Raw genomic sequence first — 24467 nt, forward strand, 5'->3', positions numbered from 1 at the left:
CAGGCGCCTCTTTTATGGCCCGGACGGCAAGCTGCTGGCCAAGCCCCTCGTCAAAGGGCCGAGTGCGCCGCCACCGCTAAAACGCCAGTACCGGGATTGACCAAGCGCCGCTCATTGAGCGGCGTTTCGTTATGTTAGGTATTAATTTCCGGTCAGAGCGTATCCACCAACCAGTCCCTGAACGCTTTCAGTGACGGTAACGCCTCATTGCGCGGCGGATACACCAGGTAATAGCTGCGCCGGCTGGTGATCGGCTCCCCCAATTGCAGCAGCTCGCCGTTGAGCAATTCATCCTCCACCAGAATCCGTGGCACCAGCCCCACGCCGATATTCGCCCGTACCGCCTGAATCAAGTGCGAGGTCATTTCAAAGCTCGGGCCGATGCGCATGCTGCGGTGTGGCAAACCATGATGGGTGAACCATTCCGCCCACGCCTGGGCATTGCTGCTGACATTGAGCAGCAACTGCCCGGCGATGTGCTGTTCAGCGTCGTCGCGTTCGGCCGGCGACAACTGCGCGCTGGCGATCACCACCAGTTCCTCAGTGTGCAGTGGCAGGGCGCTGAGCCCCGGCCATTCACCGCCGCCGACACAGATCGCGGCGTCGATTTCGCTGGTGTCGAAGTCGATTGCTTCAATGCGCGAATGCAAGTGCACGGTCATGCCCGGGTGCGCGGTGTAGAAGTCCTTGAGTCGCGGCAGCAGCCATTTCGAGCCGAAGGTCGGCAGCGTCGCCAGACGCAAACTGTGAATGCCGGAACCGAACGCCATGGCCTGCAGGGTCGCGCTGCGGATCTGCCCGAGGGCTTCAGCGAGTTCGCGCTGATACATGCGCCCGACATCGGTGAGCACCACTTGCCGGCCTTCACGGCTGAACAGACGCATGCCGAGCATTTTTTCCAGAATCTGCACCTGACGGCTGACCGCGCTTTGCGTCAGCGACAGTTCGTGGGCGGCGCGGGTGTAGCTTTCATGGCGTGCAGCGGCCTCGAAGGCCAGCAATAACGACATGGAAGGGGTGAGGGTTCGCGGATTCATTCGTTTTAGTCATGGATTGCGGGTCGATTTTACGTTTGTCCCGACGGCGCCAAGCAATGAACATAAGCACCACGAGATGGCGGAGCGTGACGCAATCATTCATTGCGCACAACTGTTCACCGCCACACGGCCCGATATTGACCGAGATTTCCCGACCGATGATTGCCCAGCTGTCGCCCGCCACCGCATTGACCACTGATTACCAACAGTTTCTCAAAGCCCTGAAAGCCAGTGGCTTTCGTGGCGAGATCAGTGCCGATTACGCCAGCCGCGTAGTGCTCGCCACCGACAATTCGATCTATCAGCGCCTGCCGCAAGCGGCGGTGTTTCCGATGGATGCCGAGGATGTGGCGCGGGTCGCTCGGCTGATCGCCGAACCGGCTTATCAGCAAGTGGTGATCACTCCGCGCGGCGGTGGCACTGGCACCAACGGTCAGTCGCTGACCGATGGCATCGTCGTCGACCTGTCGCGGCACATGAACCGCATCTTGGAAATCAACGTCGAGCAGCGCTGGGTGCGGGTGCAGGCCGGGGTGGTCAAGGATCAGCTCAACGCCGCACTGAAATCTGCCGGGCTGTTTTTCGCCCCGGAACTGTCGACCTCCAACCGCGCCACTGTTGGTGGCATGATCAACACCGACGCCAGCGGCCAGGGCAGTTGCACCTACGGCAAGACCCGCGACCACGTACTGGAACTCGACATGATTCTGCGCGGCGGTGAACGCCTGCACGGTGCAGCGCTGGCGGAGGACGACCTGACAGCGTTGTGTGCCCGTCAAGACCGGGTCGGTGAAGTCTATCGTTGTGCACGGCAGATCATTGATGAGCAAGGCGAGTTGATCAAACAACGCTTCCCTGATCTCAACCGCTGCCTGACCGGCTACGACCTGGCGCACCTGCGCGAGGCCGACAATCGTTTCAACCTCAACAGCGTGCTGTGCGGCGCCGAAGGCTCGCTGGGGTTTGTGGTCGAGGCGAAGCTCAACGTTCTGCCGATCCCCAAACACACGATGCTGGTGAACATTCGCTACGCCGGCTTCATGGATGCGTTGCGCGATGCCCGGGCGCTGATGGCGCTCAAGCCGCTGTCGATTGAAACCGTGGATTCCAAAGTGCTGCTGCTGGCGATGCAGGATATCGTCTGGCACGGCGTCGCCGAATATTTCCCGGAAAGCGCCGAGCGGCCGACACTGGGGATCAACCTGGTGGAGTTCTGCGGCGACGATCCTGAAGATCTGCAACGCCGGGTCGAAGCCTTCCTCGAACACTTGAGCAGCGACACCATCGTCGAACGCCTCGGCCATACCCTGGCGGTCGGCCAGGCGGCGGTGAACAAGGTCTATGGCATGCGCAAGCGCGCCGTCGGCCTGCTCGGCAACGTTGCCGGCGAAGCGCGGCCGCAGCCGTTTGTCGAGGACACCGCAGTGCCACCGCAGCACTTGGCCGAATACATCGCTGAACTGCGTGAACTGCTCGACAGCCACGGTTTGCAGTACGGCATGTTCGGCCATGTCGATGCCGGCGTGCTGCATGTGCGGCCGATTCTCGACATGAAGGATCCGCTGCAAGCGGCGTTGGTGCGTCCGGTGTCCGACGGTGTCGCGGCACTGACCCAGCGCTACGGCGGCCTGTTGTGGGGTGAACACGGCAAAGGTCTGCGCTCGGAATACGCGCCGGCATTTTTCGGTGAGCTGTACCCGGCGTTGCAGGCACTCAAAGCCGCGTTCGACCCGTTCAACCAGTTCAACCCGGGCAAGATCGCCACGCCGGCCAACACCCACGCGCAGCTGTTGAAGATCGACGAAGTGACCCTGCGCGGCGAACTCGACCGGCAGATCGACGAAAAGGTCTGGCAAAGCTACGGCGCAGCCATGCATTGCAACGGCAATGGCGCTTGCTACAACTTCGATCCCGACGACGCTATGTGTCCGTCGTGGAAGGCTACCCGCGAGCGTGCGCAATCGCCCAAGGGCCGCGCGTCGTTGATCCGCGAATGGCTGCGCTTGCAGGGCGAGGCGGGGGTGGATGTGCTGTCCGATGCGATTCGTCGTCCGGCGTTTTTCCGCAACCTGTGGACCCGTTGGCGCAACAGCCGTGGGCAGAGTGCAGACTTTTCCCATGAAGTGTATGACGCCATGGCCGGCTGCCTGGCGTGCAAATCCTGCGCGGGGCAGTGCCCGGTCAAGGTCAATGTGCCGGAGTTTCGTTCGCGGTTTCTGGAGCTGTATCACAGCCGATATCTGCGCCCGGCGCGGGATTATCTGATTGCTTCGCTGGAGTACAGCATTCCGTACATGGCGCGGATTCCGGCGCTGTACAACGGTTTGATGGGCGCTTCACTAGTGCGCCAACAGTTGGAGCGTCTTGGTGGCATGGTTGATGTGCCGTTGCTCAGCCGCTTTGATTTTCACGCTGCGCTGCGTCGCTGGAAGGTGCAGCCAGCGACGGTCTCGACACTGTCGGCGCTGACCCCGGCCCAGCGCGAGCGCAGTGTGGTCTTGGTGCAGGATGCCTTCACTCGTTACTTCGAGGCGCCGCTGCTGGCGGATCTGCTGGAACTGATTTCGCGGCTGGGCTATCAGGTGTATCTGGCGCCGTTCAGTGCCAACGGCAAGCCGCTGCATGTGCAGGGCTTCCTGTCAGCGTTCAACCGTGCAGCATTGCGCAATGCCCGACAACTGCGTGAGCTGGCCGATATCGGCGTGCCGTTGTTGGGGCTGGATCCGGCCATGACGCTGGTCTATCGCCAGGAATACCAGAAAGTGCCCGGCATGCTGGAGTGCCCGGAAGTTGCACTGGTGCAGGAGTGGTTGCTCAAGGTGATGCCGGAGCAGGCTGGTGGCGACGTGCCGCAGTCATTCCGGCTGCTGGCGCACTGCACCGAGAAAACCAACGCGCCGGCCGCCACTCGCCAGTGGGAACAGGTCTTCGAACGGGCCGGGTTGAAACTGGCGACACAGGCGACCGGTTGCTGCGGGATGTCCGGCACCTATGGCCATGAAGCGCGCAACCGTGAAACCTCGGCGGTGATCTACGAGCAATCGTGGGCGCGGCAGGTCGAGGCACCGGCGGAGCAAGGCGAAGCACTGGCCACCGGTTATTCCTGCCGCAGTCAGGTCAAGCGCCAGTCGGATCGGGCGCTGCGCCATCCGTTGCAGGTGTTGCTTGAGGTGGTACGTCGCTGAGCGGTTCGTCGTCCGGGGCGTTGTCCCAGATCAGTCGCGGGTCGAAGCTCATCGCCGAAAACATGGTGAACACCACCACCATGCCGAAAAACAGGATGCCCGGGCGGGGTTCGATATCGCCCAGCGCCTGGAACTTCACCAGCGCCGCGACCAGGGCGACCACCAGCACGTCGAGCATCGACCAGTAGCCGATCAGCTCGACGAAACGGTACAGCTTCGAACGTTCGCGGCGCGCCCAGTCGCTGTTGCGCTGCACGGTGATCAGCAGCAGCGACAGGGCGACAAACTTGATCCCAGGCACTGCGATGCTGGCGATGAAAATGATCAGCGCGATGTCCCACGCGCCACCTTCCCAGAACTCCAGCACGCCGCTCATGATCGTGCTGTCGGCGCCGTTGCCGAGCATCACCGTGTTCATCACCGGCAGCAGGTTGGCCGGCACATAGAACGCCAGTGCGGCGAACAGATAGGCCCAGGTGCGCGTCAGGGAATTGGTCTTGCGCCGATGCAGCGGTGCATCGCAGCGCGGGCATTCGTGCGGTTCATCGGTCATGTCGCAAGCCAGCCCGCAGCTGTGGCACAGGCACAGATTCAATTCGCTGGCGGTCGCCGGTCGCTTCATAAAATGTCCCACAGATCACGAATGTCGCGGCCGGCAATGCGGATCATCATCAGACTCAGCACCGCCAGGGCGAACAGGCCGATGCCCGGCAATACATCCAGCAGTCCGGCGAGTTTGAACACCGCCACCATCGCCCCCAGCAGACACACTTCGAGCATGCTCCACGGGCGCAGGGTTTCCAGCCAGCGCATGCACAGCTTGAATCCCGGTGCCCGCCGTGAAGACAGTGCGTAACTCAGCACCCAGATCAACAGCACCAGTTGAAAGGCCGGGGCGATGATGATCGCAATTGCCGCGACCATCGCCATGAACGTGATCGGCCCCTGACTCAACGCCAGCACCGAATCCCACAGCGTCGCGCTGTTCTTCAGGCCCTTCATGCTGATGCTCATCACCGGGTAGAAATTGGCGAACAGCCACAGCATGGCGGCGGTGAACGTCAAGGCCAGCCGCTGTTCGACGGTCAAGCCGTTATAACGCTGCAGCACGCCGCCACAACGCACGCAGAGGGTTTTCTGGTGTTTGCCGAGCACGACTTTTTCATACACGCAATCGCAATGCTCGCAGATGATCAGGTGTTCGGTTGAAGTCATGGGCAACGCTCGACACTGGCGCAAAGGGCAGGGGGCGCCTGATCACTATAGAAGCCTGACGTGATTGGGCAAATGTCGATTGGCTTGGGAATCGATTTTTTATGTTATAGAGTAACGCACTTTTAAGTTGAGGCTCGCCGTTGCGACCCCTGATTCATTGACTCGATGGCGAAATGTCCATGACGCTTACCTGTGCTCGCTCCAACCCGCCGCCGACCGGTCGCTTGCTGTCCATTGATGCCTTGAGAGGTCTGGTGATCCTGTTCATGTTGCTGGATCACGTGCGTGAGACGTTCCTGTTGCATCGTCAGGTGTCCGATCCGATGGATATCGCCAGCACTGAGCCGGCGTTGTTTTTCAGTCGCACCTTGGCGCATCTGTGCGCACCGGTGTTCGTGTTGCTGACCGGGTTGTCTGCGTGGCTGTTCGGTGAAAAGTACGCGGGCAAGGCCGATGTCAGTGCCTTCCTGTTCAAGCGGGGGCTGTTTCTGGTGCTGCTGGAATTCACCTTGGTGAACTTCGCGTGGACGTTTCAGTTACCGCCGAGCGTGATCTATCTGCAGGTGATCTGGGCGATTGGCCTGAGCATGATCGCGCTGTCGCTGCTGGTCTGGTTGCCGCGCTGGCTGTTGCTGACGCTGAGCCTGGCGATCATTGCCGGGCATAACCTGCTCGACGGTGTGCATTTCGCGCGGGAGTCGGCACTGCATGTGCCATGGGCGATCCTGCATGACCGGGGCTGGATCGAGGTCGGGGACAGTCTGCGCTTGCGCACTTCGTATCCGCTGTTGCCGTGGATCGGCGTGATCGGTCTGGGTTATGCGCTGGGCCCGTGGTTCGCCCGCGGGGCTGATGCCTGGAGCCGTCAGCAGGCTCTGTTACTGGGCGGTATCGCCGGTCTGCTGGGCTTCTTCGGGCTGCGGCTGATCAACGCTTATGGCGAAAAGCCTTGGACGGTTGAAGACACGACCGTGCAAACGCTGATGGCGTTTTTCAATATCACCAAGTACCCGCCATCGCTGCTGTTCATCACCCTGACGGTGAGCATCGGATTGCTGTTATTGCGGGTGTTCGAACGGCTGCAGACGCGTCGCTGGATTCGCTGGCTGACGGTTTTCGGTTCGGCGCCGATGTTCTTCTATCTGCTGCACCTGTACGTGCTGAAGGTGCTTTACCTGATGGCGCTGGCGCTGTTCGGACTGAATCAGGGCAGCCATTTCGGATTCGACTCGGTGCCGGCAATCTGGCTGGTGTCGGTGCTGTTGGCGGTGGCTCTGTACCCCGCGGTGCATTGGTTTTCCGCGTTGAAATCGCGGCGCCGTGATATCGCCTGGCTGAAGTATCTGTAAGCCCTGGGGTCATTGCGCTCGCGCAATCAACGCACGACGTAAAACCCTGTAGGAGCTGTCGAGTGAAACGAGGCTGCGATCTCTTGATTTTGATCTGGAAAATCAAAATCAAGAGATCGCAGCGTGCCGAAGCTCCTACAGGGGGCGGTGTTATTTTCGATCCAGCCACACCGTCTGCGCGTTGCAGAACTCACGCACGCCGAAGTGCGAGAGCTCGCGACCGAAACCGCTTTTCTTCACGCCGCCGAAGGTCACGCGCGGGTCGCTGGCGGAGTAACCGTTGATGAACACGCCGCCGGTGTCCAGTTCGCTGGTCAGTTGCTGAGCCAGTTGCACGTTGGCGGTGTAGATCGTGGCGGTCAGGCCGAAGTCGCTGTCGTTGGCCAAAGCCACGGCGTGGGCGCAATCGCGGGCGGTGATGATCGATGCGACCGGGCCGAACAGCTCCTGTTTGAACGAGGTCATGCGGTCGGTGACATCGGCCAATACGGTCGGCTCGTAGTAGTTGCCCGGGCCTTGGGCCTTGCCACCGCCGAGCAGCAGGGTCGCGCCTTCTTCGAGGGTGTCGCGCACTTGCTGGTCGAGTTCGTCACGCAGATCGAAACGTGCCATCGGGCCGATATAGGTGTCAGCGGACAGCGGATCGCCGACTTTCAATTGACGTGTGGCCTCGACGAATTTGCGGGTGAACTCTTCGACCACGCCTTCTTCAATGATCAGACGCTTGGCCGCTGCGCAAACCTGACCGGAGTTCTGATAGCGACCGATGACGGCCGCCTGCACGGCCTCATCCAGATCAGCGTCATTGAGCACGATGAACGGGTCGGAACCGCCCAGTTCCAGCACGCATTTTTTCAGTGCGGAACCGGCCTGAGCACCGATGGCCATGCCGGCGCGTACGCTGCCGGTCAGGGTCACGGCGGCGATGCGCGGGTCGGCGATGGCGGTGGAAACGCCTTCGGGGGTGACGTTGATCACTTCAAACACGCCGTCCGCGAAGCCGGCGCTCTTGAAGGCATCGCGCAGCAGGTAGGCGCTGCCCATCACGTTCGGCGCATGTTTGAGCACGTAAGTATTGCCGGCGATCAGCGCCGGTACTGCGCCGCGCAGCACTTGCCAGATCGGGAAGTTCCACGGCATCACCGCGAGGATCGGGCCCAGCGGACGGTACTCGATGCGCGCTTTGCCACCCTCGACCTGAGTCGGTTCGGCGCTGAGCATGGCCGGACCGTTTTCGGCGTACCACTCGCAAAGCTTGGCGCACTTTTCGATTTCGCCACGGGCCTGGGCGATGGGCTTGCCCATTTCCTGGGTGATCATGGTTGCCATGGCTTCGGCGCTGTCGCGCAGGGCGCCGGCCAGCGCAGTCAGGGCGCGGGAGCGATCCTGCAGCGGCTTGCGTTTCCATTTCGAGAAACCGAATGCGGCGCGGGTCAGCGCAGCGTCGAGGGCCTCAGCGGATTCAAAGGCGTAGTGACCGATCTGTTCGCCGGTGGCGGGGTTGATCGAGATGGCGTGGGTCTGGCTGGAAATCTGGCTCATGGCTGGCTCCTGCGAGTTCAGTGAATGGGCCTAGAGTAGGGTGGCGTTTGTTTTCTGGAAACTGAATAATAAAGATCGATTCTTTCACGATTGGAGAATGACTGTGGATCTGGTGCAGCTGGAAATTTTCAAGGCCGTTGCCGAGCACGGCAGCATCAGTGCTGCGGCGACGCAGATACATCGCGTGCCGTCGAACCTGACCACGCGGATCAAACAGCTGGAGCAAGACCTGGGCGTCGACCTGTTCATTCGCGAGAAAAGCCGTCTGCGCCTGTCGCCCGCTGGCTGGAGTTTCCTTGAATACGCCCGGCGCATTCTCGATCTGGTGCAGGAAGCACGGGCCACGGTCGCCGGTGAAGAGCCGCAGGGTGCATTCCCCCTCGGTTCGCTGGAAAGCACCGCCGCAGTGCGCATCCCCGAACTGCTGGCGGCGTACAACCAGTTGCATCCCAAGGTCGATCTGGACCTGTCCACCGGCCCGTCCGGAACGATGATCGATGGCGTGCTGGCCGGGCGCTTGGCGGCGGCGTTCGTCGATGGCCCGGTGCTGCACCCGGCGCTGGAAGGCGTGCCGGCGTTCGAAGAAGAAATGGTCATCATCGCACCGCTCAATCACGCCCCGGTGCAGCGTGCGGCGGACGTGAATGGCGAAAACATTTATGCGTTCCGCTCCAACTGTTCCTACCGGCACCACTTCGAAAAATGGTTCAGCACCGACGCCGCTGTGCCGGGCAAGATCTTCGAGATGGAGTCGTATCACGGCATGCTCGCCTGCGTCAGCGCCGGTGCCGGGTTGGCGCTGATGCCGCGCAAAATGTTGCAGAGCATGCCCGGCAGCGCGACGGTCAGCGTCTGGCCGCTGGCGGCGGATTTTCGCTACTTGACCACTTGGCTGGTGTGGCGCCGGGGTACGGTGTCGCGCAGTTTGAGCATGTTTGTACGTTTGCTGGAGGAGCGCGGCGTGGTGCGTGCAGAAGAGTAATTGACACGTTGTGTCATGGCTGTATCTTGATCGGCGTTTCGCAATATAAAAAACTATACAGCGTAGCCATGAGGAACGAGCAAATGAGTGCAGCCCTGAGCGGTAAAGAAGCAGTCGGTGAGCGGTTTGTGCTGGAAACCATGCGTCATGCGCAGGACCTGACCTGGCAGGCCGTCGATGCCATCGCCCAGGTGATCAAGCCTGGCATGCGCGAATCCGCAGCCCAGGAGCAGGGCAAGCAGCTCCTCGCCGGACTGGGCATGGACCGCATCTGGCATCCGCTGCTGATCCGCTTTGGCGCCAACACCCTGAAGACCTTCAAGCAACGCTCCGATGGCGATCCGGTGCTGGGTGAAAACGATATTTTCTTCATCGACATGGGCGTGGTCTGGCAGGGGCACGAAGGCGATGCCGGGGCGACGTTCACCACCGGTTCCGATCCGGAAATGATGGCTTGCGCGGCGGCGGCCAAGGAGCTGTTCCACCGGGTCGAAGCGTTCTGGCGCCAAGGCGTGTCCGGGGTCGAGTTGTACCGCTACGCCACCGATCAGGCCAACGCCATGGGTTGGGTACTTCATCTCGATATCAAGGGCCACCGCGTCAGCGACTTCCCTCACGCGATTTACAAAGGCGGCAATCTCGGTGATTTCGACCAGGCGCCGAATGCCGGGGTGTGGATTCTGGAAATCCAGATTGCCCACCCGCAGCGCCCGTTCGGTGCGTTTTATGAAGATCTGCTGATCTGATCGTCACGGCGTACCGTTCCTGCCATACAGGCGAAAGCCTTCGCGTTGGCTCAGACGCTCGTAATACGCTCTGACGGCGGCATAGTCCGGATGTGCGAGCGGCGTTTCGAACCAGCGGTTGACCGACAGCCCAATGGGGATATCGGCAAGGGAAAACTGTTCGCCACTGACATAGGCGCCAGTCTTTTGTAATTGCTGATCGAGGATGCCCATGGTCTTCGACCACTGTTCGACGCCGTTGGCCAACGCGCTGCGGTCCTGGTGATCCACTGACTTACGCACCAGCGACAGGAACGCATACGACCACGAACGGTTCAGCTCCGACGCCTGCCAGTCGAGCCACTGATCGACCCGCGCGCGAGTTCGCGGCGCGGTGGGGTAGAGGCCTGCGCCGGCATAGGTGTTGGCCAGATAACGAATGATGGTGTTCGATTCCCACAACGTGAAATCGCCGTCCTCAATCACCGGCACCATGGCGCAGGGGTTGAGGGCGAGAAATTCCGGCGTGTCGGTGGATTTGAAGCCCGAGCCCCAATCCTCACGTTCGAACGGGATCTGCAGTTCGGCACAGGTCCACAGCACTTTGCGCACGTTGATCGATGACGCCTTGCCTAGAATTCGCAGCATGAGTTTTCCCTTTCTCGTGGTTACCTGGAGACGCTCAACAAATACCACACCACAACGCAGAAGGCCCGCACAGCAGCGAGCCTTCTTTTTGCCGCGAATCAAATTCAGAGACTGCCTGCCAGTTTGCCGCCGGTCATCCGCCGCCGGTAGGCGCTGTCACGATTGGCCAGCCAGAAGTACAGCGGCGAGGTCACCAGCAGCCCCACCAGCCACGACAGATCCGCGCCGTTGATATGCGCCGACACCGGGCCGACGTACAGCGGGGTGTTCATGAACGGGATCTGCACCGCGATGCCGATCGCGTAGGCCAGCAACGCTTGCGGGTTGTAGCGTCCGTAGATACCGCCGTCGACCTGAAAGATCGACTGGATGTCGTACTGGCCCTTGTGGATGGCGTAGAAGTCGATCAGGTTGATCGCGGTCCACGGCACCAGGACCACCAGCAGCACCAGCACCATGTCGACGAAGTGCCCGATGAAGTCCTTCGAGGCGCCGACGGCGGCGAAGCAGCAGGCCAGCAGCACGATGATCGAGATCACCGCACGGCTCTTGGCGGTCGGAATCCAGCGGTAGGCGAAGGTCTGCACCAGGGTAATCAGCGACAGCACGGCGCCGTACAGGTTGAGGGCGTTGTGGCTGATCACGCTGAGCAGGAACAGCACCAGCATCAGCGGACCAATCGAGCCGGTGGCAAGTTTGACCGCATCCATGGTGTCCATGCCCACGGGCGTTGCCAGCACGGCAACGGCACCGAAGATGAACGCCAGGCTCGAGCCGAGCGCCGAACCCAGATAGGTGGTCCAGAATGTCGACGAGACTTTCACGTCCGCCGGCAAGTAACGCGAGTAGTCGGACACGTACGGGGCAAACGCGATCTGCCACAGCGCGGCGAGCGACACGGTGGCAAGCCAGCCGGAGAGGTTGAAGCTGCCGCGGGTGAGGAAGTCATCGGTCTGGATATGGGTGAAGATGTAGCCGAAACCGACGACGATGCCGATCCCCAGCACCCAGGTACCGATGCGGTTGAGCACGTGGATGAAGCGGTAACCGATGATGCCGATGATTCCCGAACCGAGGGCGCCGATGACGATGCCGACCGGCACCGGCACGCTATCGACCACGCCGTGCAGCGACTTGCCGGCCAGCACGATGTTGGAGGCGAAGAAGCCGATGTACATGACCCCGGCAATCAGCACCACCAGCAGCGCGCCGAGCGAGCCGAACTGCGCGCGGCTCTGGATCATCTGCGGAATGCCCATCTGCGGGCCTTGCGCCGAGTGCAGTGCCATCAGCACGCCGCCGACCAGGTGACCGACCAGAATCGCGACGATGCCCCAGACCAGGTTCAAGTGGAACAACTGCACGCCCAGCGCGCCGGTGACGATGGGCAACGGCGCGATGTTGCCGCCGAACCACAGCGTGAACAGATCCCTGACCTTTCCGTGGCGATCTTCGGGGGGCACGTATCCTATCGTGTGTTTTTCAATGAGCGGGGCGGACGTTGTTGCAGAGGTGGACATGACGAACTCCAAGGCAAGGATGAGTACGTGGACGTACTTCGATAAGCGCCGACACGAACGGCGCATTTCTTGTTGAAGCGATCATGTGCAAAGGCCCGGGATAGATAAATTAGTAAGTTTGTTGCTTCAGACCTTAAAAAATATATGCCGCGTGTAATGCGTAGCTCCGGTATGTTCAGGCTTCACTCTTTTCTGGATTTACACAGTTTTGTGGTGAGGGGATTTATCCCCGATGGGCTGCGAAGCGGCCCCTCTTTTGACTTTAGAAACAGGGGCCGCTTCGCGCCCCATCGGGGATAAATCCCCTCACCACAGAACCCCCTGACTACAGATAAATGTCCTGACAACAGATAAATCCCCTCACCACAAAAGCGTTGTCTCACGTGCAGAGGTTTTATATGGCCGCCTACAACCTGCGCCAGCTCAAGTACTTCGTCACCACCGCCGACTGCGGCAGCGTGGCCGAAGCCTCGCGCAAGCTCTATATCGCCCAGCCGTCGGTATCGACCGCGATCAAGCATCTGGAAGAAAGCTTCGGTGTGCAGCTGTTCATCCGCCATCACGCCCAAGGCGTGTCGCTGACGCCCAGTGGCTCGCGGTTTTATCGCAAGGCGCTGGAGTTGCTGCGGGTGGCGCATGAGTTCGAGCAGAACGCGCTGGCGGACAACGACGTGGTTTCCGGGCAGATCGATATCGGCTGTTTCGAAACCGTCGCGCCGTTGTACCTGCCGCGCCTGATCGCCGGGTTCAAGCAGCGTTGGCCGGGGGTGGAAATCCGTATTCGCGACGGCGAACAGCAGGAACTGGTGCAGGCGCTGACCGCCGGCAGCATCGATGTCGCGATGCTGTTCGAGCACGACCTCGACAGCACCATCGAAACCACCTCGCTGATGCCCCCGCAGCAGCCTTACGCCTTGCTGCCGGCCGACCACCGCTTTGCGCAACAGACGAAAGTCTCGCTGCACGATCTGGTGCTGGAGCCGATGATCCTGCTCGACGTGGTGCCGAGCCGTACCTACTTCGTGAGCATCTTCGAAGAGCGCGGACTGACCCCGCACATCGTTTTCAGCTCACCGTCGATCGAGATGGTGCGCGGCATGGTCGGGCGCGGTTTCGGCTTTTCGATTCTGGTGACCCGGCCGTTCGGCGAGTACACCTACGACGGACAGAAAGTGGTGTGCGTGCCGCTGGCGGAAACCGTGACTGGTTCGGGCCTGTCAGCCGCCTGGTTGCGCCGGGTGCAACTGACCAAACCGGTGCAGTTGTTCGTCGATCACTGTCGGGAGGAATTGGCTCGACTGTACGCCTGAACGTACGTCGAACCGTGTTTCAAGCGCGGATAAAAGCCAGCAGCCGTTGCAGCATCGCATCACAGGCATCGAGTTGCGCGCGACTGACAAACTCGTCCGGTTTGTGCCCCTGATCCATGCTGCCGGGACCACAGACCACCGTTGGGATACCCGCCGCATCGAACAGCCCGCCCTCGGTGCCGAACGCCACGGTGCCGAATTCCCGCGAACCGCAGAACGCCGCGATCAGCTCCGCCGCCTGACTCTGCGCATCGGTGGCCAGGCCCGGATAAGCCGACAGCTCACTGAAATGAATCGCGCTGTGTTCGCTGACCGCCCGCATGCGTGGCAGCACGTGCTGCTCGGCGTAGGCCTGCAACTGCTGCGCGACCTGGGCCGGATCCTGCGAGGGCAGGGCGCGGATTTCGAAGTCGAAGCGGCAATCGGCGGGGACGATGTTCAAGGCCTTGCCGCCGCTGATCACGCCGGTCTGCACCGTGCTGTAGGGCGGATCGAAACGGCTGTCGTGCTGCTCGGGTGCCTTCAGTTGTTGGCCGATGCGCCCCAGTTCGCCGATCAGCTCGGCGGCATACTCGATGGCGTTGACCCCTAGCGGCGCGTAGGCCGAATGGCACGGATGCCCGTGTACGTCGCAGCGCATCGCCAGTTTGCCTTTGTGGCCGAGCACTGGTTTCAGTTCGGTGGGTTCACCAATGATGCACAGCAAAGGTTTGACTGGACGTTGTTCCAGTTCGGCGAGCAACGAGCGCACGCCGAGGCAACCGACTTCTTCATCGTAAGACAGGGCAATGTGCACCGGCATGCGCAGTGTTGCTTGCACCAGCGCCGGCACCAAGGCCAGCACGCAGGCAATGTAACCCTTCATGTCTGCGGTGCCGCGCCCGAACAGCTTGCCGTCGTGCTCGCTGAGTTCGAACGGCGCTACGGTCCACGGCTGGCCGTCGACCGGTACCACATCGGTGTGCCCCGAGAGCACAATGCCCGGTTGCCCGGCCGGGCCTATCGTCGCGAACAGATTGGCCTTGCTGCGCTCGGCGTTGTAGATCAGCTCGCACGGTACGTCGAAGCCAGCGAGGTAGTCGCGCACGAACTCGATCAACTGCAGGTTGGATTCGCGGCTGGTGGTGTCGAACCCCACCAGCGTCTTGAGCAACGCGGCGCTGTTGCTCATCGATCATCTCCGGCAACGCCATAGCCCGGTGCCTTGGCCGGGTCGAGCGCGCGATCGATGTAGTCCTGCAGCTGCGGCTGATAGGCGTCCCAGAGTCTTTGCAACTCGCCGATCGGATTCTCGTCGGCCCAGTCGACCCGCAGATTGACGATCGGCCAGGTCTGTTCGCCGACCACCATCACGGCCGCCGAATGCACTGGCCCGGCTTCGCCACCGAGCGCCTGGGCGGCGTGCAGGGCCTTGAGCAAACGGTCGGCCAATTGGCCTTCGCCGTCTTCAAAGGCGCTGACCATTGCTTCGATCACCGCGCGCCCGGCGAGCATGTTGCCGGCGGCCACGCATTGTTCGCCGGACACGGCGTTGTGCACGCCGAGGGTTTGCGCCCCACTGAAATGCGCGGTCTGGCCGAGGTGGTTGATCGCGGTGATTTGCCGGTACTGGCTATAGCCGTTGCGGGTCAGCACCTGGTCCAGCGCCGCATCGGGTGCGTGACCTTGTTCCATCAGCGCGAGGACTTCCGGGCCGAGGGACGGCAGGGTGATGTTCTGGCTCGATACTGCACCCACCCCCGGCAGCAGCCACGGGCAACGCGCGCCGACGGCGATGCTGGAGGAACTGATGGCGACACCGAACTGGCCGGTTTCGGGGCAACGGGCTGCGATTGAAAAGGTCATGGTCTAACTCCTTTCGAGGAATTTGTTGTCCTTGCGGGCCTCATCGCTGGCAAGCCAGCTCCCACAGTTATTGGGTTGGTCACAAAATCTGTAAGCACCTCAAAACCTGTGGGAGCTGGCTTGCCAGCGATAGCCGCGACTCGGTCTGCCGACTTACTCGGGAATCACCGCCACCACATCAATCTCCATCAGCCACTGCGGCTGCCCGAGTGCCGACACCACCAGCCCGGTGGAAATCGGGAACACGCCTTTGAGCCACTTGCCGACTTCCTGGTACACCGGCTCGCGGTAGCGCGGGTCGATCAGGTAAGTCGTGGTCTTGACGATGTGGCTCATGTCGCTGCCGGCTTCCTCCAGCAACTGTTTGACGTTGCGCATGGCCTGTTCGGCCTGCGCGCGCGGATCACCGAGGCCCACCAGATTGCCATCGAAGTCAGTGCCGACCTGACCCCGGACATACACGGTGTTGCCGGCACGCACGGCCTGGCACAGGTCGTTGTCCAGGGTCTGGTTTGGGTAAGTGTCCTTGGTGTTGAACATTCGGATGCGGGTGTGGGTTGGCTTGCTCATGTACAGCTCCAGACTGGGTATTCAGCGGTGCAGAAGCACCGCCGCGAAAGTAGGCAATCAAGCGTCGACGGTGTCGGCGGCTTTCGTGTTGGCGGTCGAATGCAGGGCGGCTTCACGCTGCTCGGCATCTTTGTAATCAAGGTATTTGCGCTGGGTGGCGATGTGGTCGGCCACGTGTTTGGCGTCATGCCAGACGCCCCAGATAAACGACGAACCGCGTCGCGACTGCCATGGCAATCCGAGGAAATACACCCCCGGCTCGCTGGACACGCCGCGCTGGTGCTGCGGTTTGCCCTTGTCATCAAATGCCGCGACTTGCAGCCAGGAATAATCCACGGCGAAGCCGGTGGCCCAGATGATCGAGGTGATCCCGGCTTCCGCCAGATTCAGATCGAGCAGCGGATTTTTCACGCACTCCGGATCTGGATAGGTCTCTCGCGCTTCAGGTTCTTGCGGCAGGTCGAGGCCGTTGCGCTCGATGTAGGCATCGGCGGCATCCAGCAAGGCGAGGTAGTTGTCATCGCCACGCTTGAGGTTGTCGACCAGGTCCTGCTTGAAAGTCACCACGCCGTTGTTGAACGACTCGGTCACGCCAACCAGAGTCATGCCGCGATGGGCCAGACCACGAAAATCGATGGTGCGCCCGCCATGGGCGCCGCTGACCGCGATGGTCACGTGTTCGCGACCGGGTTTCATCGCCGCCTGATCCCACTCGCCGAGCACCCCCAGCCACCAACAGAAATCGCGGTTGCGATAGGCACGCGGCGGACGGTCGTGAGCGCCGACCGAAAGGTAAACCTGTTTGCCGGAACGCTGCAGTTCATCGGCGATCTGCACGCCGGACGAACCGGCACCGACCACCAGCACTGCGCCGTCGGGCAGTTGCTGCGGGTTGCGATAGTCGGCGGAGTGGATCTGCAACAGACGCGGGTCTTGCGGTGCAATCGGCGGGATCACCGGACGCTGGAAAGGACCGGTCGCCGCGACCACCCGGCTAGCCTCGATCACGCCCTCGGAGGTCTCGACAGTGAAGCCCGGACGCCCGACATTGCGCACCACGCTTTTGACCTCGACGCCGGTGCGGATCGGCGCATTGAATTTCTTCGCATAGGCTTCGAAATAGTCCGCGACGCGCTCCTTGGGGGCGAAACCATCGGGATCGACGTCATCGAATTCCAGCCCCGGAAAGCGGTCGTGCCACGCCGGACCGTTGGCCACCAACGAGTCCCAGCGCCCGCTGCGCCAGCGTTCGGCAATGCGGCTGCGCTCCAGCACCAGGTGCGGTACACCGAGTTTGCTCAGGTGCTCGCTCATCGCCACCCCCGCCTGTCCGGCGCCCACGACAAGCGTGTCTGTTTTTATTGTTTCAGTGCTCATTTGTACATCCTTCCTGGCAAGGCAAGTGGATTCGGATCGCTTCAGGCTTGTCCGTTTTGCTTGCGGTCAGACTAGGCAGGAGGGGGGTATCGGTAAAATATTATTAAGCTGGGATGTGAAGATAAAATTCTGATGCAACGCTCTGAGAGCCCTGTGGTTAAAGGGCTTCGGATGATCTGAGGTATTCAGAAGGTCAGTCTTGGGCCCAGGTAGGCGTTGGCGTTTTCGATATCATCGTCGCCCAGTGCGCCAACGTCGGCAGCGAGTCGCAGCCTGGCCAGCAAGTAGCGCAGCTTGGCTTCAAACAGGTCTCGGCGAGCAGTGAAGATCTGCTCCTGAGCATTGAGGATATCGATGTTGGTGCTACTGCCGGCGAGAAAGCCTTTCTTCGACGACATCAGCGAGCGTTCGCTGGACATGACGGCTTTTTCCAGCGCGTGGATTCGCGCTTCTCCACTTTGCACACTGCGAAATTCCCGGGTGGTGCCGGAGATGATTTCCTCGCGGGTTGCATTCAGATCCTCTTCTGCCTGATCCCGTGTGGCGACGCTCTGCCGGGCCCGGGCGCTGACATAACCGCCGCTGTACAACGGAATGTTCAACTCCACTCCAGCCGAGGTGTAGCGGTTGCGTTGATTCTGGGTGGACAGGGTTTCACTGTCGGCGGCGGTGTAACCCAGTACCAGATCGAGGGTCGGCCAGTGACCGGCCTTTGCCTTGGCGACTTCTTCATCAGCAGTATTAACGTTCAAGCGTCGGGCACGGATCGAAGGGTTGTCCGTTCCCGCGCGGATGATCCACTCCTGCAGAGTGTTGGGCTGCAGGGGTGGGGTGGGAAAGGTTTCCTGCAGTGTGGCGACCTGCTCGGGTGCTTCGCCAATGTATTCCTGCAGTTGACGTCTGGCGACGACGAGGCTGTCCTGAGCTTCGATCAGCTCAGCCTGAGCCAGGTCGCGCCTGGCCACGGCCTCATCGACATCGGTCACGGTACCGTCACCCAGCTCGCGGCGGCGTTGAGTGGACGCCACCTGCTCATTCAGCGCGTTGAGCTTGGCCGCCGCCAGCTTGGCGGTTTCATGAGCCAGCAGCACGTCGAAGTAGCGCCCGGCCAGGCGCACTGCCGAGTCCTGAGCCTTGCCATCGAACACTGCGTTACCGTATTCGGCCTGGTACTGGCCCTGGCGGTACTCGGCCATTTTCTGTTTGTTGAATAATGGTTGGCGCAGTTGCAGCGTGGCACCGCGAGAGGCGTAGTTCAGATCGTTGGTGTGGTTGTTGCCGTAGAAATCAGGCTGCTTCTGCGTGCCATTGATGTGATTGTCGAACGCGGTGATACCGATTTTCGGCAGTAGTCCCGCCTTGCCGATCGCTCGGTTTTCCAGGGCCGCCTCTCTTTCGTGACCGGCGGAAAGGTAGGTCGGGCCCTGAAACTGCATCAGATTCCAGGACTCGCGAAGATCCAGTGCCGGCACTGGCTGCGCCAGGACCAACAGCACTGTCACGCCGATGATCCGCTGCACCTCATTGCTCCTTGAACGCGCTGTTGACGCGGTCGAGCAATGGTTTCAACAGATAGCTCAGCATGTTGCGCTCACCGGTCTTGATGGTCACTGAGGCGGGCATGCCCGCGCGTATGTGATTGCTGCCAAGCATCGTCATCCCGTCCTGGGTAACTTCAATCTGCGCCAGGTAATAGGGTTGTTTGTTGTCTTCACTCATCAGCCGGTCAGCCGAGATGGTCAGCACCTTCCCCGGGATGTTCGGCGTTTGCACATGGTTGAATGCGGGAAATGAAATGGTCACCGGCAGCCCCGGGTTCATGCGGTCGATCGCTTGCACCGGAATCATTGCGTCGATTTGCAGCGGCTCATGGGCGGGGACGATTTCCATGATTTTGAAACCGGGTGCAATCACGCCGCCGACAGTCGACACACCCAGCCCTTGCACCATGCCGTCGATGGGCGAACGGATTACGGTGTGTCGAACCTGATAGTCCAAGGCTTGCAAGCGATCGGTGAGGGTACTGTTTTCTTTCTGCACATCAGCCAACAGCGACTGCACTTCCTTGCGGTAGTCGTACTCGCGCTGAATGATCCGTAACTTGATGTCGGCGGCCTGGCCCCGGGCGCGGGCGATGTTGTTCAGATTGTCGGCCTGGGACGCGTTCAGATCGGATCCACTACGCTCCAGCTCCAGCATCCGATTGCGCGGCACGTAGCCTTCGGCTGCGAGTTGGCGCACCCCAACCAGTTCCTGATTGAGAAAACCGATCTGTGAGGCGCGTGCGTTGTAGACGCGTTGCAGTCCCTTGATCTGCGCATCGGCGGAGTTAAGCGATTCACGCAGGATGTCGAGTTCGCCGGCCAGACTGGCGCGCCGCGTTTCGAACAGATGACGCTGCAAGCGGATGGCCTCCGCCAGGTGTTCGTTGGCGGCATAGCGCTTGAGCATGAGCGGATCGAATACGACGTCCGGCAAACCGTCGCGTTCAGCTTGCAGACGGTTCTCCATGGTTTTGGTAGCGATGAACTGGGCATTCACCACGCCTTGTTCCGAGAGCGCCTGAGTGGCGTCCAGCCGTACCAGTTCCTGATCCTTGCTGACGTTATCGCCTTCGCGCACCAGAATGGCTTCAATGGTGCCGCCAGTGTGGTGCTGAATGGCCTTGCGGTTACTGGTGACCTTGACCGTTGCGCTGGCAACGATCCCGGCGTCCAGCGGCGCCAGCCACGACCAGAGCAGGAAACTGCCAAAACCGACGATCACCAGCAGTACACCCCAGCGCGCCGGGCGCCGATCATCGACATCGATGTCGGCCATGGCGCGCATCAGCTCCCGGCCATGCGCATCCACACTCAACGTGCCCATTTATTCTCTCCCGCGCACGGCAGACAGGGTTGGCGAACCCACGGTTGGCAGCACGCTGGTCTGGCGCAGCGCGGCGAACACTTCTTCACGAGGGCCGAACAATTGAGTGCTGCCTTCACGCAACATCAGAACTTTATCGACGGTACCGAGAATGCTTGGTCGGTGGCTGATCAGCACAGTGGTGCAGCGCCGTTGTTTGAGATCCTCAAGTACTTCGATCAGGGCCTTTTCCCCGGCGTCGTCAAGGTTGGCGTTGGGTTCGTCAAGCACGATCACCGAGGGTTCGCCATACAGCGCGCGAGCCAGGCCAATGCGCTGGCGCTGGCCGCCGGACAACGGATTACCGTCGACATCCAGCGTCGTGTCATAACCGTGAGCAAAGCGCAGGATCATGTCGTGGACGCCTGCTCGCTTGGCAGCGATGATGACCGCATCACTGTCGATGTCACCAAAACGCGCGATGTTGTCGGCGATGCTGCCTTCGAACAGTTCCACATCCTGGGGCAGATAGCCGATCCATGGGCCGAGTTCCTGCTTGTTCCACAGGTAGACGTCGGCGCCGTCCAGACGCACCTTGCCGCTGAGCGCCGGCCAGATGCCGACCAGCAAACGCGCCAGTGTTGATTTGCCTGAGGCGGAGGGGCCGATGATGCCCAGTGATTCACCGGGTGAAAGATTGAAGTTGGGCCCGTGAATGATCGCCTGGGTCATTCCTGGAGCCCCGGCATGCAAGTGCTCGACCGAGATCATGCCCAGCGGTCTTTGCAGCTTCATCGCATCGGCGCGCTGTGGAAAATCCTTCAGCAGGTTCTTTAGCCGTCCCCACGCACGACGACTGGTCAGCAATTGTTTCCAGGCGCCAATCAGTTGCTCCACCGGCGCCAGTGCACGGCCGCTGAGGATCGAACAGGCGATCATCATGCCCGGCGTAATCGAGCCTTCGATCGCCAGCAAGGCGCCGGTGCCGAGGATCAGTGATTGCAGGATAATCCGCACGAACCGCCCAAGACCACTGATATAGGCGGCTCGATCCGAGGCCAGGGTCTGCATTTGCAGAATCTGCAGATGGTTGCCGAACCAGCGACCGGTGATCGCCGGCAACATGCCCATCGCTTCAATGACTTCAGCGTTGCGCAGATTGTTATTGGCGAAAGTTCCCGAGATCTGTGCAGCGATATTGGCTTCGCCCAACGGCTTTTTCGTGGCTATCTCGGTGAGCCATGTCAGCGCCACCAATATCAGCGAGCCACAGAGGGTGACGATGCCCAGCAAGGGATGAATCAGATAGGCGACAAACAGGTAAATCGGCGTCCAGGGCGCATCGAAAAACGCGAACAAGCCATTGCCGGTCAGAAACTGACGTACCTGTGCGAGGTCCTGCAGTGCCTGGGCAGGATTGCCGCCGGCGCGCTGCAAGTTACGCTCGAAAGCAGCGGTAAACACACGGCGGTTGAGGGCCATGTCGAGACGGTTGCCAACGCGGATCATCACCCGGGTACGCACCACTTCCAGCATGGCCAGCAAGGTGTACAGGCCGATCATCAGAATCGTCAGCATCAGTAGCGTGGTCAGGTTGCTGCTGACCAGCGCCCGGTCATAGACCTGCAGCATGTAAATGGCGGGAGAGAGCATCAGCACGTTGATCACACCACTGAATCCGGCCAGCGAATAAAACGTGCGGCGCAACCGAAAAAACACGTCGGCCAACTCGGATCGCGAGTGATTTTTCTTGTTCATCGGGAAGGTTCCAATGCCGTAGCGTCATGTAGCTCAGCGTAGGAGAGTGACTGTTGGTCGGATAAAGGTGCGATCCGGCTTTTTAGCGAGCGGCATATTTTTGACTGTCAGTAGCGCTTTGCAAAACAACAGGTTGTTGTGGATTTTTTGAGTTTCTTGTTACGAAGAAAGCTTATTGACGGTTAAAAATCGCCCGACTTAAGTCTAATTTCCCCGCCACGGACGCCGCCGGCACCCGGCATCGCTGCAGGTTTCCTGCTATTAATCACTGGGTGTCTGAATGCTCAGCCATTTCAGGAGTGCGTCATGAATCCTTTCATCCGCATCGGCATTGCCGATGATCATCCTCTGCTGCGTGAAGGTGTCGCCAATACCCTGCGAAAAAGGACCGACCTGCAGGTTGTGGAGCAGGGTGGCAGTGCTGATGACGCTCGTGATATCGCACAACGGATGAGGCCGGACGTGATGTTGATGGACGTCAACATGCCGGGTGATGTATTTGCCGCAGTCAAATACATCGCCACGCAACTGCCGGAGGTAAAGGTGCTGATGCTGACCGTCTCCGAATCTGAGGATGACGCCTATTCGGCACTGGAGGCCGGCGCGCGTGGGTATGTGTTGAAGGGCGTCAGCGGACCGGATCTGGTGCAGGCCATCCGTTCGATTGCCAGAGGCGAAACGTTTATCCCCCCAGAATTTGCCAACAAACTGCTGAGCAATTTCAAGCGGCATGAAGCTGAGGTGCGCAAGATCGACCTCACGCACAGGGAGGAGCAGATCATCCGCGAGGTTTCAAAAGGCCTGACCAATAAGGAAGTGGCATCGAAGCTCTTCATCAGCGAAAAAACCGTCAAGTACTACATGACCTGTGTCATGCAGAAATTGCATGCGCGCAACCGTGTTGAAGCGGTCACGGCGCTCAGGCGCCATTGGGAGCGTGAGGCTGTCGGTCGTTTGCATATCGGTTCGGTACCGTCACAGCTGGATGCCCACGGGGGTTCTTGATCAGTATTTGAGTTGTGCACTGACCGCGGTGCCGGTGTCTGGTGACGACTGGATCCTGAACACGCCGCCCAGCGACTCTACGCGATAACGCAGACCGGCCAGACCCAGCCGGTTTCTACCGTGGCCATCGACCAGCAATGCATCCGCGGCCATTCCGGGCCCGCCATCCTTGACGGTAACCAGCAACGCTCCGTCGATATGATGAGCGATGATCGCCTGGTCTTTGCCTTGCGCATGGCGATAGGCATTGTTGAGGGTTTCCTGAACAAACCGGTAGAGGCACAGCTTGACCGGTAGCGGTGCGGAGTCGGGCAGCGGCGAGACGTTTAGCTGCACCTTGCTGCCGGTGCGCTGCTCATGCCGCTGCGCCACCAGATGCAGTTCTTGCGTCAACGTCAGGTCGTTGATTTCCGGAAGGGCCAGACCTCGCGAAAGATCGCGCACTTCGCGCAGCGCATCAGTAGCGGCGCCGCGGATGGTTTCCAGCGATTCCTGATCGAGCGTGTCGCAGTGCTCGGCGAGATCGTCCAGGCGGATCAGAATCAGGGTCAACAATTGCGCTGGACCATCGTGAAGGTCGGCGCCGATGCGACGCAGGGTCAATTCGTTGATGCGGGAGAATTCTTGGGTCGCGGTGTTGATCTTGCGATGCAGTGCCGCATTGCTGACGCGCAGTCGGGTTTGTTCCAGCAAACGTAATTGCAGTGACACTTGTTGGCGCTGGATGATCTGGTCGCCGCGTCGCACGAGGAAAAACAGCAGCGCCAGCATCGCCAGGGTGGCGGTACCGACCACCAGCCAGACCTGCTGGCGCACGCGGCTGATTTCCTGCTCCAGGCTTTCAGCCTTTTCATAGAACTCACCCACGGCAATCACTTTTCGGGTAGTGAACTCGCGCAATGGTGCATAAATTTCGTAGAGCGGAACGTTGAGTTTGCGCTCGAACTCGTTTTCTTCCTGATCCAGATCTTCGAGGTCGGTGACCACTTCGCCTTTGAGCGCATCGGCGATTTCATCCATCGGGAACTGCCGGTTGGTGATGGACTTGTCCGTGCTGTAAACCACGGTGCCATCGGCGCGCCAGATCTTTATCGAGACAATGTGGCGCTTCAGTGAACGGCTTTCCATCAGTCGATCCAGCGCCTTGATGCTGGCGGGTGACAGGCCGTTATCGCGACTCATCTCCTGCACGTAAGGCTCCAGAAACGCTTCCATGTAATGCGCGCCAGCCTCGGCGGCACTTTGCACGGCCGCCCGTTCTATGCGCGCACTCACCAGTTTGCCGACGAACAACATGGTCAGCCCGAGGATCAGCGCAGCGGCCATTACAAACTGGGTGGAGCGGCTCAAGTGACGTGTGCGCAGTTTGAAGCGTGAGCGCCAGGCGCCTCTGGAGACGGACCTTGACTCGACCAAAGTCTCAGTCTCGTCGGCGACAAAAGTCTCGTGTTTTGATTCGACTTTTGCATCTTTTGCCATCGCGTCGATTTCCTGATGATCGTGGTAAGTCGGTTGAAAAACCTTGCGAGCCAACGGATATCCGGAGTTTGCC

20 protein-coding genes are annotated in these 24467 nt (G+C 60.5%); 6 read left to right on the top strand and 14 right to left on the bottom strand.

All coding sequences use genetic code 11. From position 1 onward, the window contains the following. Window positions 1–152: 152 nt before the first annotated feature. Window positions 153–1037, bottom strand: coding sequence for a LysR substrate-binding domain-containing protein (locus GTQ41_RS11285; protein WP_047294929.1), 885 nt, complete (start codon window positions 1035–1037; stop codon window positions 153–155). A 158-nt stretch (window positions 1038–1195) separates the two neighbouring features. On the opposite strand from GTQ41_RS11285, the gene GTQ41_RS11290 reads away from it, so the two are divergent. Further along, window positions 1196–4222: an FAD-binding and (Fe-S)-binding domain-containing protein gene (locus tag GTQ41_RS11290; protein WP_047294926.1), complete on the top strand. Its 3027-nt coding sequence runs from the start codon at window positions 1196–1198 to the stop codon at window positions 4220–4222. On the opposite strand, the gene GTQ41_RS11295 is transcribed toward GTQ41_RS11290, so the two are convergent. Then, window positions 4155–4844 (bottom strand): paraquat-inducible protein A, encoded by a 690-nt coding sequence (locus GTQ41_RS11295; protein ID WP_047294924.1) that lies wholly within the window; start codon window positions 4842–4844, stop codon window positions 4155–4157. The two genes, GTQ41_RS11290 and GTQ41_RS11295, sit on opposite strands and share 68 nt — an antisense overlap. Beyond that, window positions 4841–5437: a paraquat-inducible protein A gene (locus GTQ41_RS11300; RefSeq protein ID WP_047294923.1), complete on the bottom strand. Its 597-nt coding sequence runs from the start codon at window positions 5435–5437 to the stop codon at window positions 4841–4843. The genes GTQ41_RS11295 and GTQ41_RS11300 overlap by 4 nt, the downstream gene beginning before the upstream one ends. Window positions 5438–5616: 179 nt before the next feature. On the opposite strand from GTQ41_RS11300, the gene GTQ41_RS11305 reads away from it, so the two are divergent. Beyond that, window positions 5617–6786, top strand: a complete 1170-nt coding sequence (locus GTQ41_RS11305; RefSeq protein WP_047294922.1) for a DUF1624 domain-containing protein — start codon at window positions 5617–5619, stop codon at window positions 6784–6786. A gap of 150 nt (window positions 6787–6936) precedes the next feature. Here the strand turns inward: GTQ41_RS11305 and GTQ41_RS11310 are convergent, their stop codons facing one another. Continuing rightward, window positions 6937–8328 (bottom strand): aldehyde dehydrogenase family protein, encoded by a 1392-nt coding sequence (locus GTQ41_RS11310; RefSeq protein WP_047294920.1) that lies wholly within the window; start codon window positions 8326–8328, stop codon window positions 6937–6939. A 103-nt stretch (window positions 8329–8431) separates the two neighbouring features. Here GTQ41_RS11310 and GTQ41_RS11315 point away from each other — a divergent pair, with 103 nt between their 5' ends. Further along, the gene (locus GTQ41_RS11315) at window positions 8432–9310 is read left to right on the top strand and encodes a LysR family transcriptional regulator (RefSeq protein WP_047295115.1); all 879 of its coding nucleotides are present in this window, start codon (window positions 8432–8434) and stop codon (window positions 9308–9310) included. Between the two features lie 83 nt (window positions 9311–9393). Next, window positions 9394–10056, top strand: a complete 663-nt coding sequence (locus GTQ41_RS11320) for a M24 family metallopeptidase (RefSeq protein ID WP_047294918.1) — start codon at window positions 9394–9396, stop codon at window positions 10054–10056. Window positions 10057–10059: 3 nt separating this feature from the next. Here the strand turns inward: GTQ41_RS11320 and GTQ41_RS11325 are convergent, their stop codons facing one another. Beyond that, complete coding sequence (locus GTQ41_RS11325; RefSeq protein ID WP_047294916.1) at window positions 10060–10683, bottom strand: glutathione S-transferase family protein; 624 nt, start codon at window positions 10681–10683, stop codon at window positions 10060–10062. Between the two features lie 104 nt (window positions 10684–10787). Beyond that, complete coding sequence (locus GTQ41_RS11330) at window positions 10788–12203, bottom strand: cytosine permease (protein ID WP_047294914.1); 1416 nt, start codon at window positions 12201–12203, stop codon at window positions 10788–10790. Window positions 12204–12601: 398 nt separating this feature from the next. On the opposite strand from GTQ41_RS11330, the gene GTQ41_RS11335 reads away from it, so the two are divergent. Continuing rightward, window positions 12602–13513, top strand: a complete 912-nt coding sequence (locus tag GTQ41_RS11335; protein ID WP_047294912.1) for a LysR family transcriptional regulator — start codon at window positions 12602–12604, stop codon at window positions 13511–13513. 19 nt (window positions 13514–13532) lie between these two features. On the opposite strand, the gene argE is transcribed toward GTQ41_RS11335, so the two are convergent. The 7 genes from argE to GTQ41_RS11370 all read right to left on the bottom strand — a co-directional run bounded on the left by argE (window position 13533) and on the right by GTQ41_RS11370 (window position 21910). After that, window positions 13533–14684: an acetylornithine deacetylase gene (gene argE / locus GTQ41_RS11340; protein ID WP_047294910.1), complete on the bottom strand. Its 1152-nt coding sequence runs from the start codon at window positions 14682–14684 to the stop codon at window positions 13533–13535. Next, on the bottom strand, window positions 14681–15358 hold the full coding sequence (locus tag GTQ41_RS11345; protein ID WP_047294908.1) for a DUF1028 domain-containing protein: 678 nt from the start codon (window positions 15356–15358) through the stop codon (window positions 14681–14683). Before GTQ41_RS11345 ends, argE begins: the two co-directional genes overlap by 4 nt. Window positions 15359–15511: 153 nt before the next feature. After that, window positions 15512–15928: a RidA family protein gene (locus tag GTQ41_RS11350; protein WP_003225869.1), complete on the bottom strand. Its 417-nt coding sequence runs from the start codon at window positions 15926–15928 to the stop codon at window positions 15512–15514. Window positions 15929–15985: 57 nt separating this feature from the next. After that, the gene (locus GTQ41_RS11355; protein ID WP_047294907.1) at window positions 15986–17305 is read right to left on the bottom strand and encodes an NAD(P)/FAD-dependent oxidoreductase; all 1320 of its coding nucleotides are present in this window, start codon (window positions 17303–17305) and stop codon (window positions 15986–15988) included. A 185-nt stretch (window positions 17306–17490) separates the two neighbouring features. Beyond that, on the bottom strand, window positions 17491–18825 hold the full coding sequence (locus GTQ41_RS11360; protein ID WP_047294906.1) for a TolC family outer membrane protein: 1335 nt from the start codon (window positions 18823–18825) through the stop codon (window positions 17491–17493). Between the two features lies 1 nt (window position 18826). After that, a complete protein-coding gene (locus tag GTQ41_RS11365; protein WP_047294905.1) occupies window positions 18827–20173 on the bottom strand; it encodes an HlyD family type I secretion periplasmic adaptor subunit in 1347 nt (448 codons plus the stop codon). Beyond that, complete coding sequence (locus tag GTQ41_RS11370) at window positions 20174–21910, bottom strand: type I secretion system permease/ATPase (RefSeq protein WP_217325501.1); 1737 nt, start codon at window positions 21908–21910, stop codon at window positions 20174–20176. A 306-nt stretch (window positions 21911–22216) separates the two neighbouring features. On the opposite strand from GTQ41_RS11370, the gene GTQ41_RS11375 reads away from it, so the two are divergent. Next, window positions 22217–22915, top strand: a complete 699-nt coding sequence (locus tag GTQ41_RS11375) for a response regulator transcription factor (protein WP_047294903.1) — start codon at window positions 22217–22219, stop codon at window positions 22913–22915. Here the strand turns inward: GTQ41_RS11375 and GTQ41_RS11380 are convergent, their stop codons facing one another. Continuing rightward, window positions 22916–24394, bottom strand: a complete 1479-nt coding sequence (locus GTQ41_RS11380; protein WP_047295113.1) for a sensor histidine kinase — start codon at window positions 24392–24394, stop codon at window positions 22916–22918. It abuts the gene before it with no gap. Window positions 24395–24467 lie beyond the last annotated feature (73 nt).

Origin of the sequence: Pseudomonas sp. AN-B15 (genome assembly GCF_019056475.1) — a bacterium.
Classification (GTDB): Bacteria; Pseudomonadota; Gammaproteobacteria; order Pseudomonadales; family Pseudomonadaceae; genus Aquipseudomonas; species Aquipseudomonas parakoreensis.

Bases quoted from the DNA above. Each gene is read 5' to 3' on its own strand.
- argE (WP_047294910.1), bottom strand. From the start codon at position 14,684: ATGAGCAACAGCGCCGCGTTGCTCAAGACGCTGGTGGGGTTCGACACC.
- GTQ41_RS11305 (WP_047294922.1), top strand. From the start codon at position 5,617: ATGACGCTTACCTGTGCTCGCTCCAACCCGCCGCCGACCGGTCGCTTG.
- GTQ41_RS11380 (WP_047295113.1), bottom strand. From the start codon at position 24,394: ATGGCAAAAGATGCAAAAGTCGAATCAAAACACGAGACTTTTGTCGCC.
- GTQ41_RS11325 (WP_047294916.1), bottom strand. From the start codon at position 10,683: ATGCTGCGAATTCTAGGCAAGGCGTCATCGATCAACGTGCGCAAAGTG.
- GTQ41_RS11365 (WP_047294905.1), bottom strand. From the start codon at position 20,173: ATGGGCACGTTGAGTGTGGATGCGCATGGCCGGGAGCTGATGCGCGCC.
- GTQ41_RS11375 (WP_047294903.1), top strand. From the start codon at position 22,217: ATGAATCCTTTCATCCGCATCGGCATTGCCGATGATCATCCTCTGCTG.
- GTQ41_RS11370 (WP_217325501.1), bottom strand. From the start codon at position 21,910: ATGAACAAGAAAAATCACTCGCGATCCGAGTTGGCCGACGTGTTTTTT.
- GTQ41_RS11290 (WP_047294926.1), top strand. From the start codon at position 1,196: ATGATTGCCCAGCTGTCGCCCGCCACCGCATTGACCACTGATTACCAA.
- GTQ41_RS11330 (WP_047294914.1), bottom strand. From the start codon at position 12,203: ATGTCCACCTCTGCAACAACGTCCGCCCCGCTCATTGAAAAACACACG.
- GTQ41_RS11355 (WP_047294907.1), bottom strand. From the start codon at position 17,305: ATGAGCACTGAAACAATAAAAACAGACACGCTTGTCGTGGGCGCCGGA.
- GTQ41_RS11335 (WP_047294912.1), top strand. From the start codon at position 12,602: ATGGCCGCCTACAACCTGCGCCAGCTCAAGTACTTCGTCACCACCGCC.
- GTQ41_RS11300 (WP_047294923.1), bottom strand. From the start codon at position 5,437: ATGACTTCAACCGAACACCTGATCATCTGCGAGCATTGCGATTGCGTG.
- GTQ41_RS11350 (WP_003225869.1), bottom strand. From the start codon at position 15,928: ATGAGCAAGCCAACCCACACCCGCATCCGAATGTTCAACACCAAGGAC.
- GTQ41_RS11345 (WP_047294908.1), bottom strand. From the start codon at position 15,358: ATGACCTTTTCAATCGCAGCCCGTTGCCCCGAAACCGGCCAGTTCGGT.
- GTQ41_RS11295 (WP_047294924.1), bottom strand. From the start codon at position 4,844: ATGAAGCGACCGGCGACCGCCAGCGAATTGAATCTGTGCCTGTGCCAC.
- GTQ41_RS11320 (WP_047294918.1), top strand. From the start codon at position 9,394: ATGAGTGCAGCCCTGAGCGGTAAAGAAGCAGTCGGTGAGCGGTTTGTG.
- GTQ41_RS11310 (WP_047294920.1), bottom strand. From the start codon at position 8,328: ATGAGCCAGATTTCCAGCCAGACCCACGCCATCTCGATCAACCCCGCC.
- GTQ41_RS11285 (WP_047294929.1), bottom strand. From the start codon at position 1,037: ATGAATCCGCGAACCCTCACCCCTTCCATGTCGTTATTGCTGGCCTTC.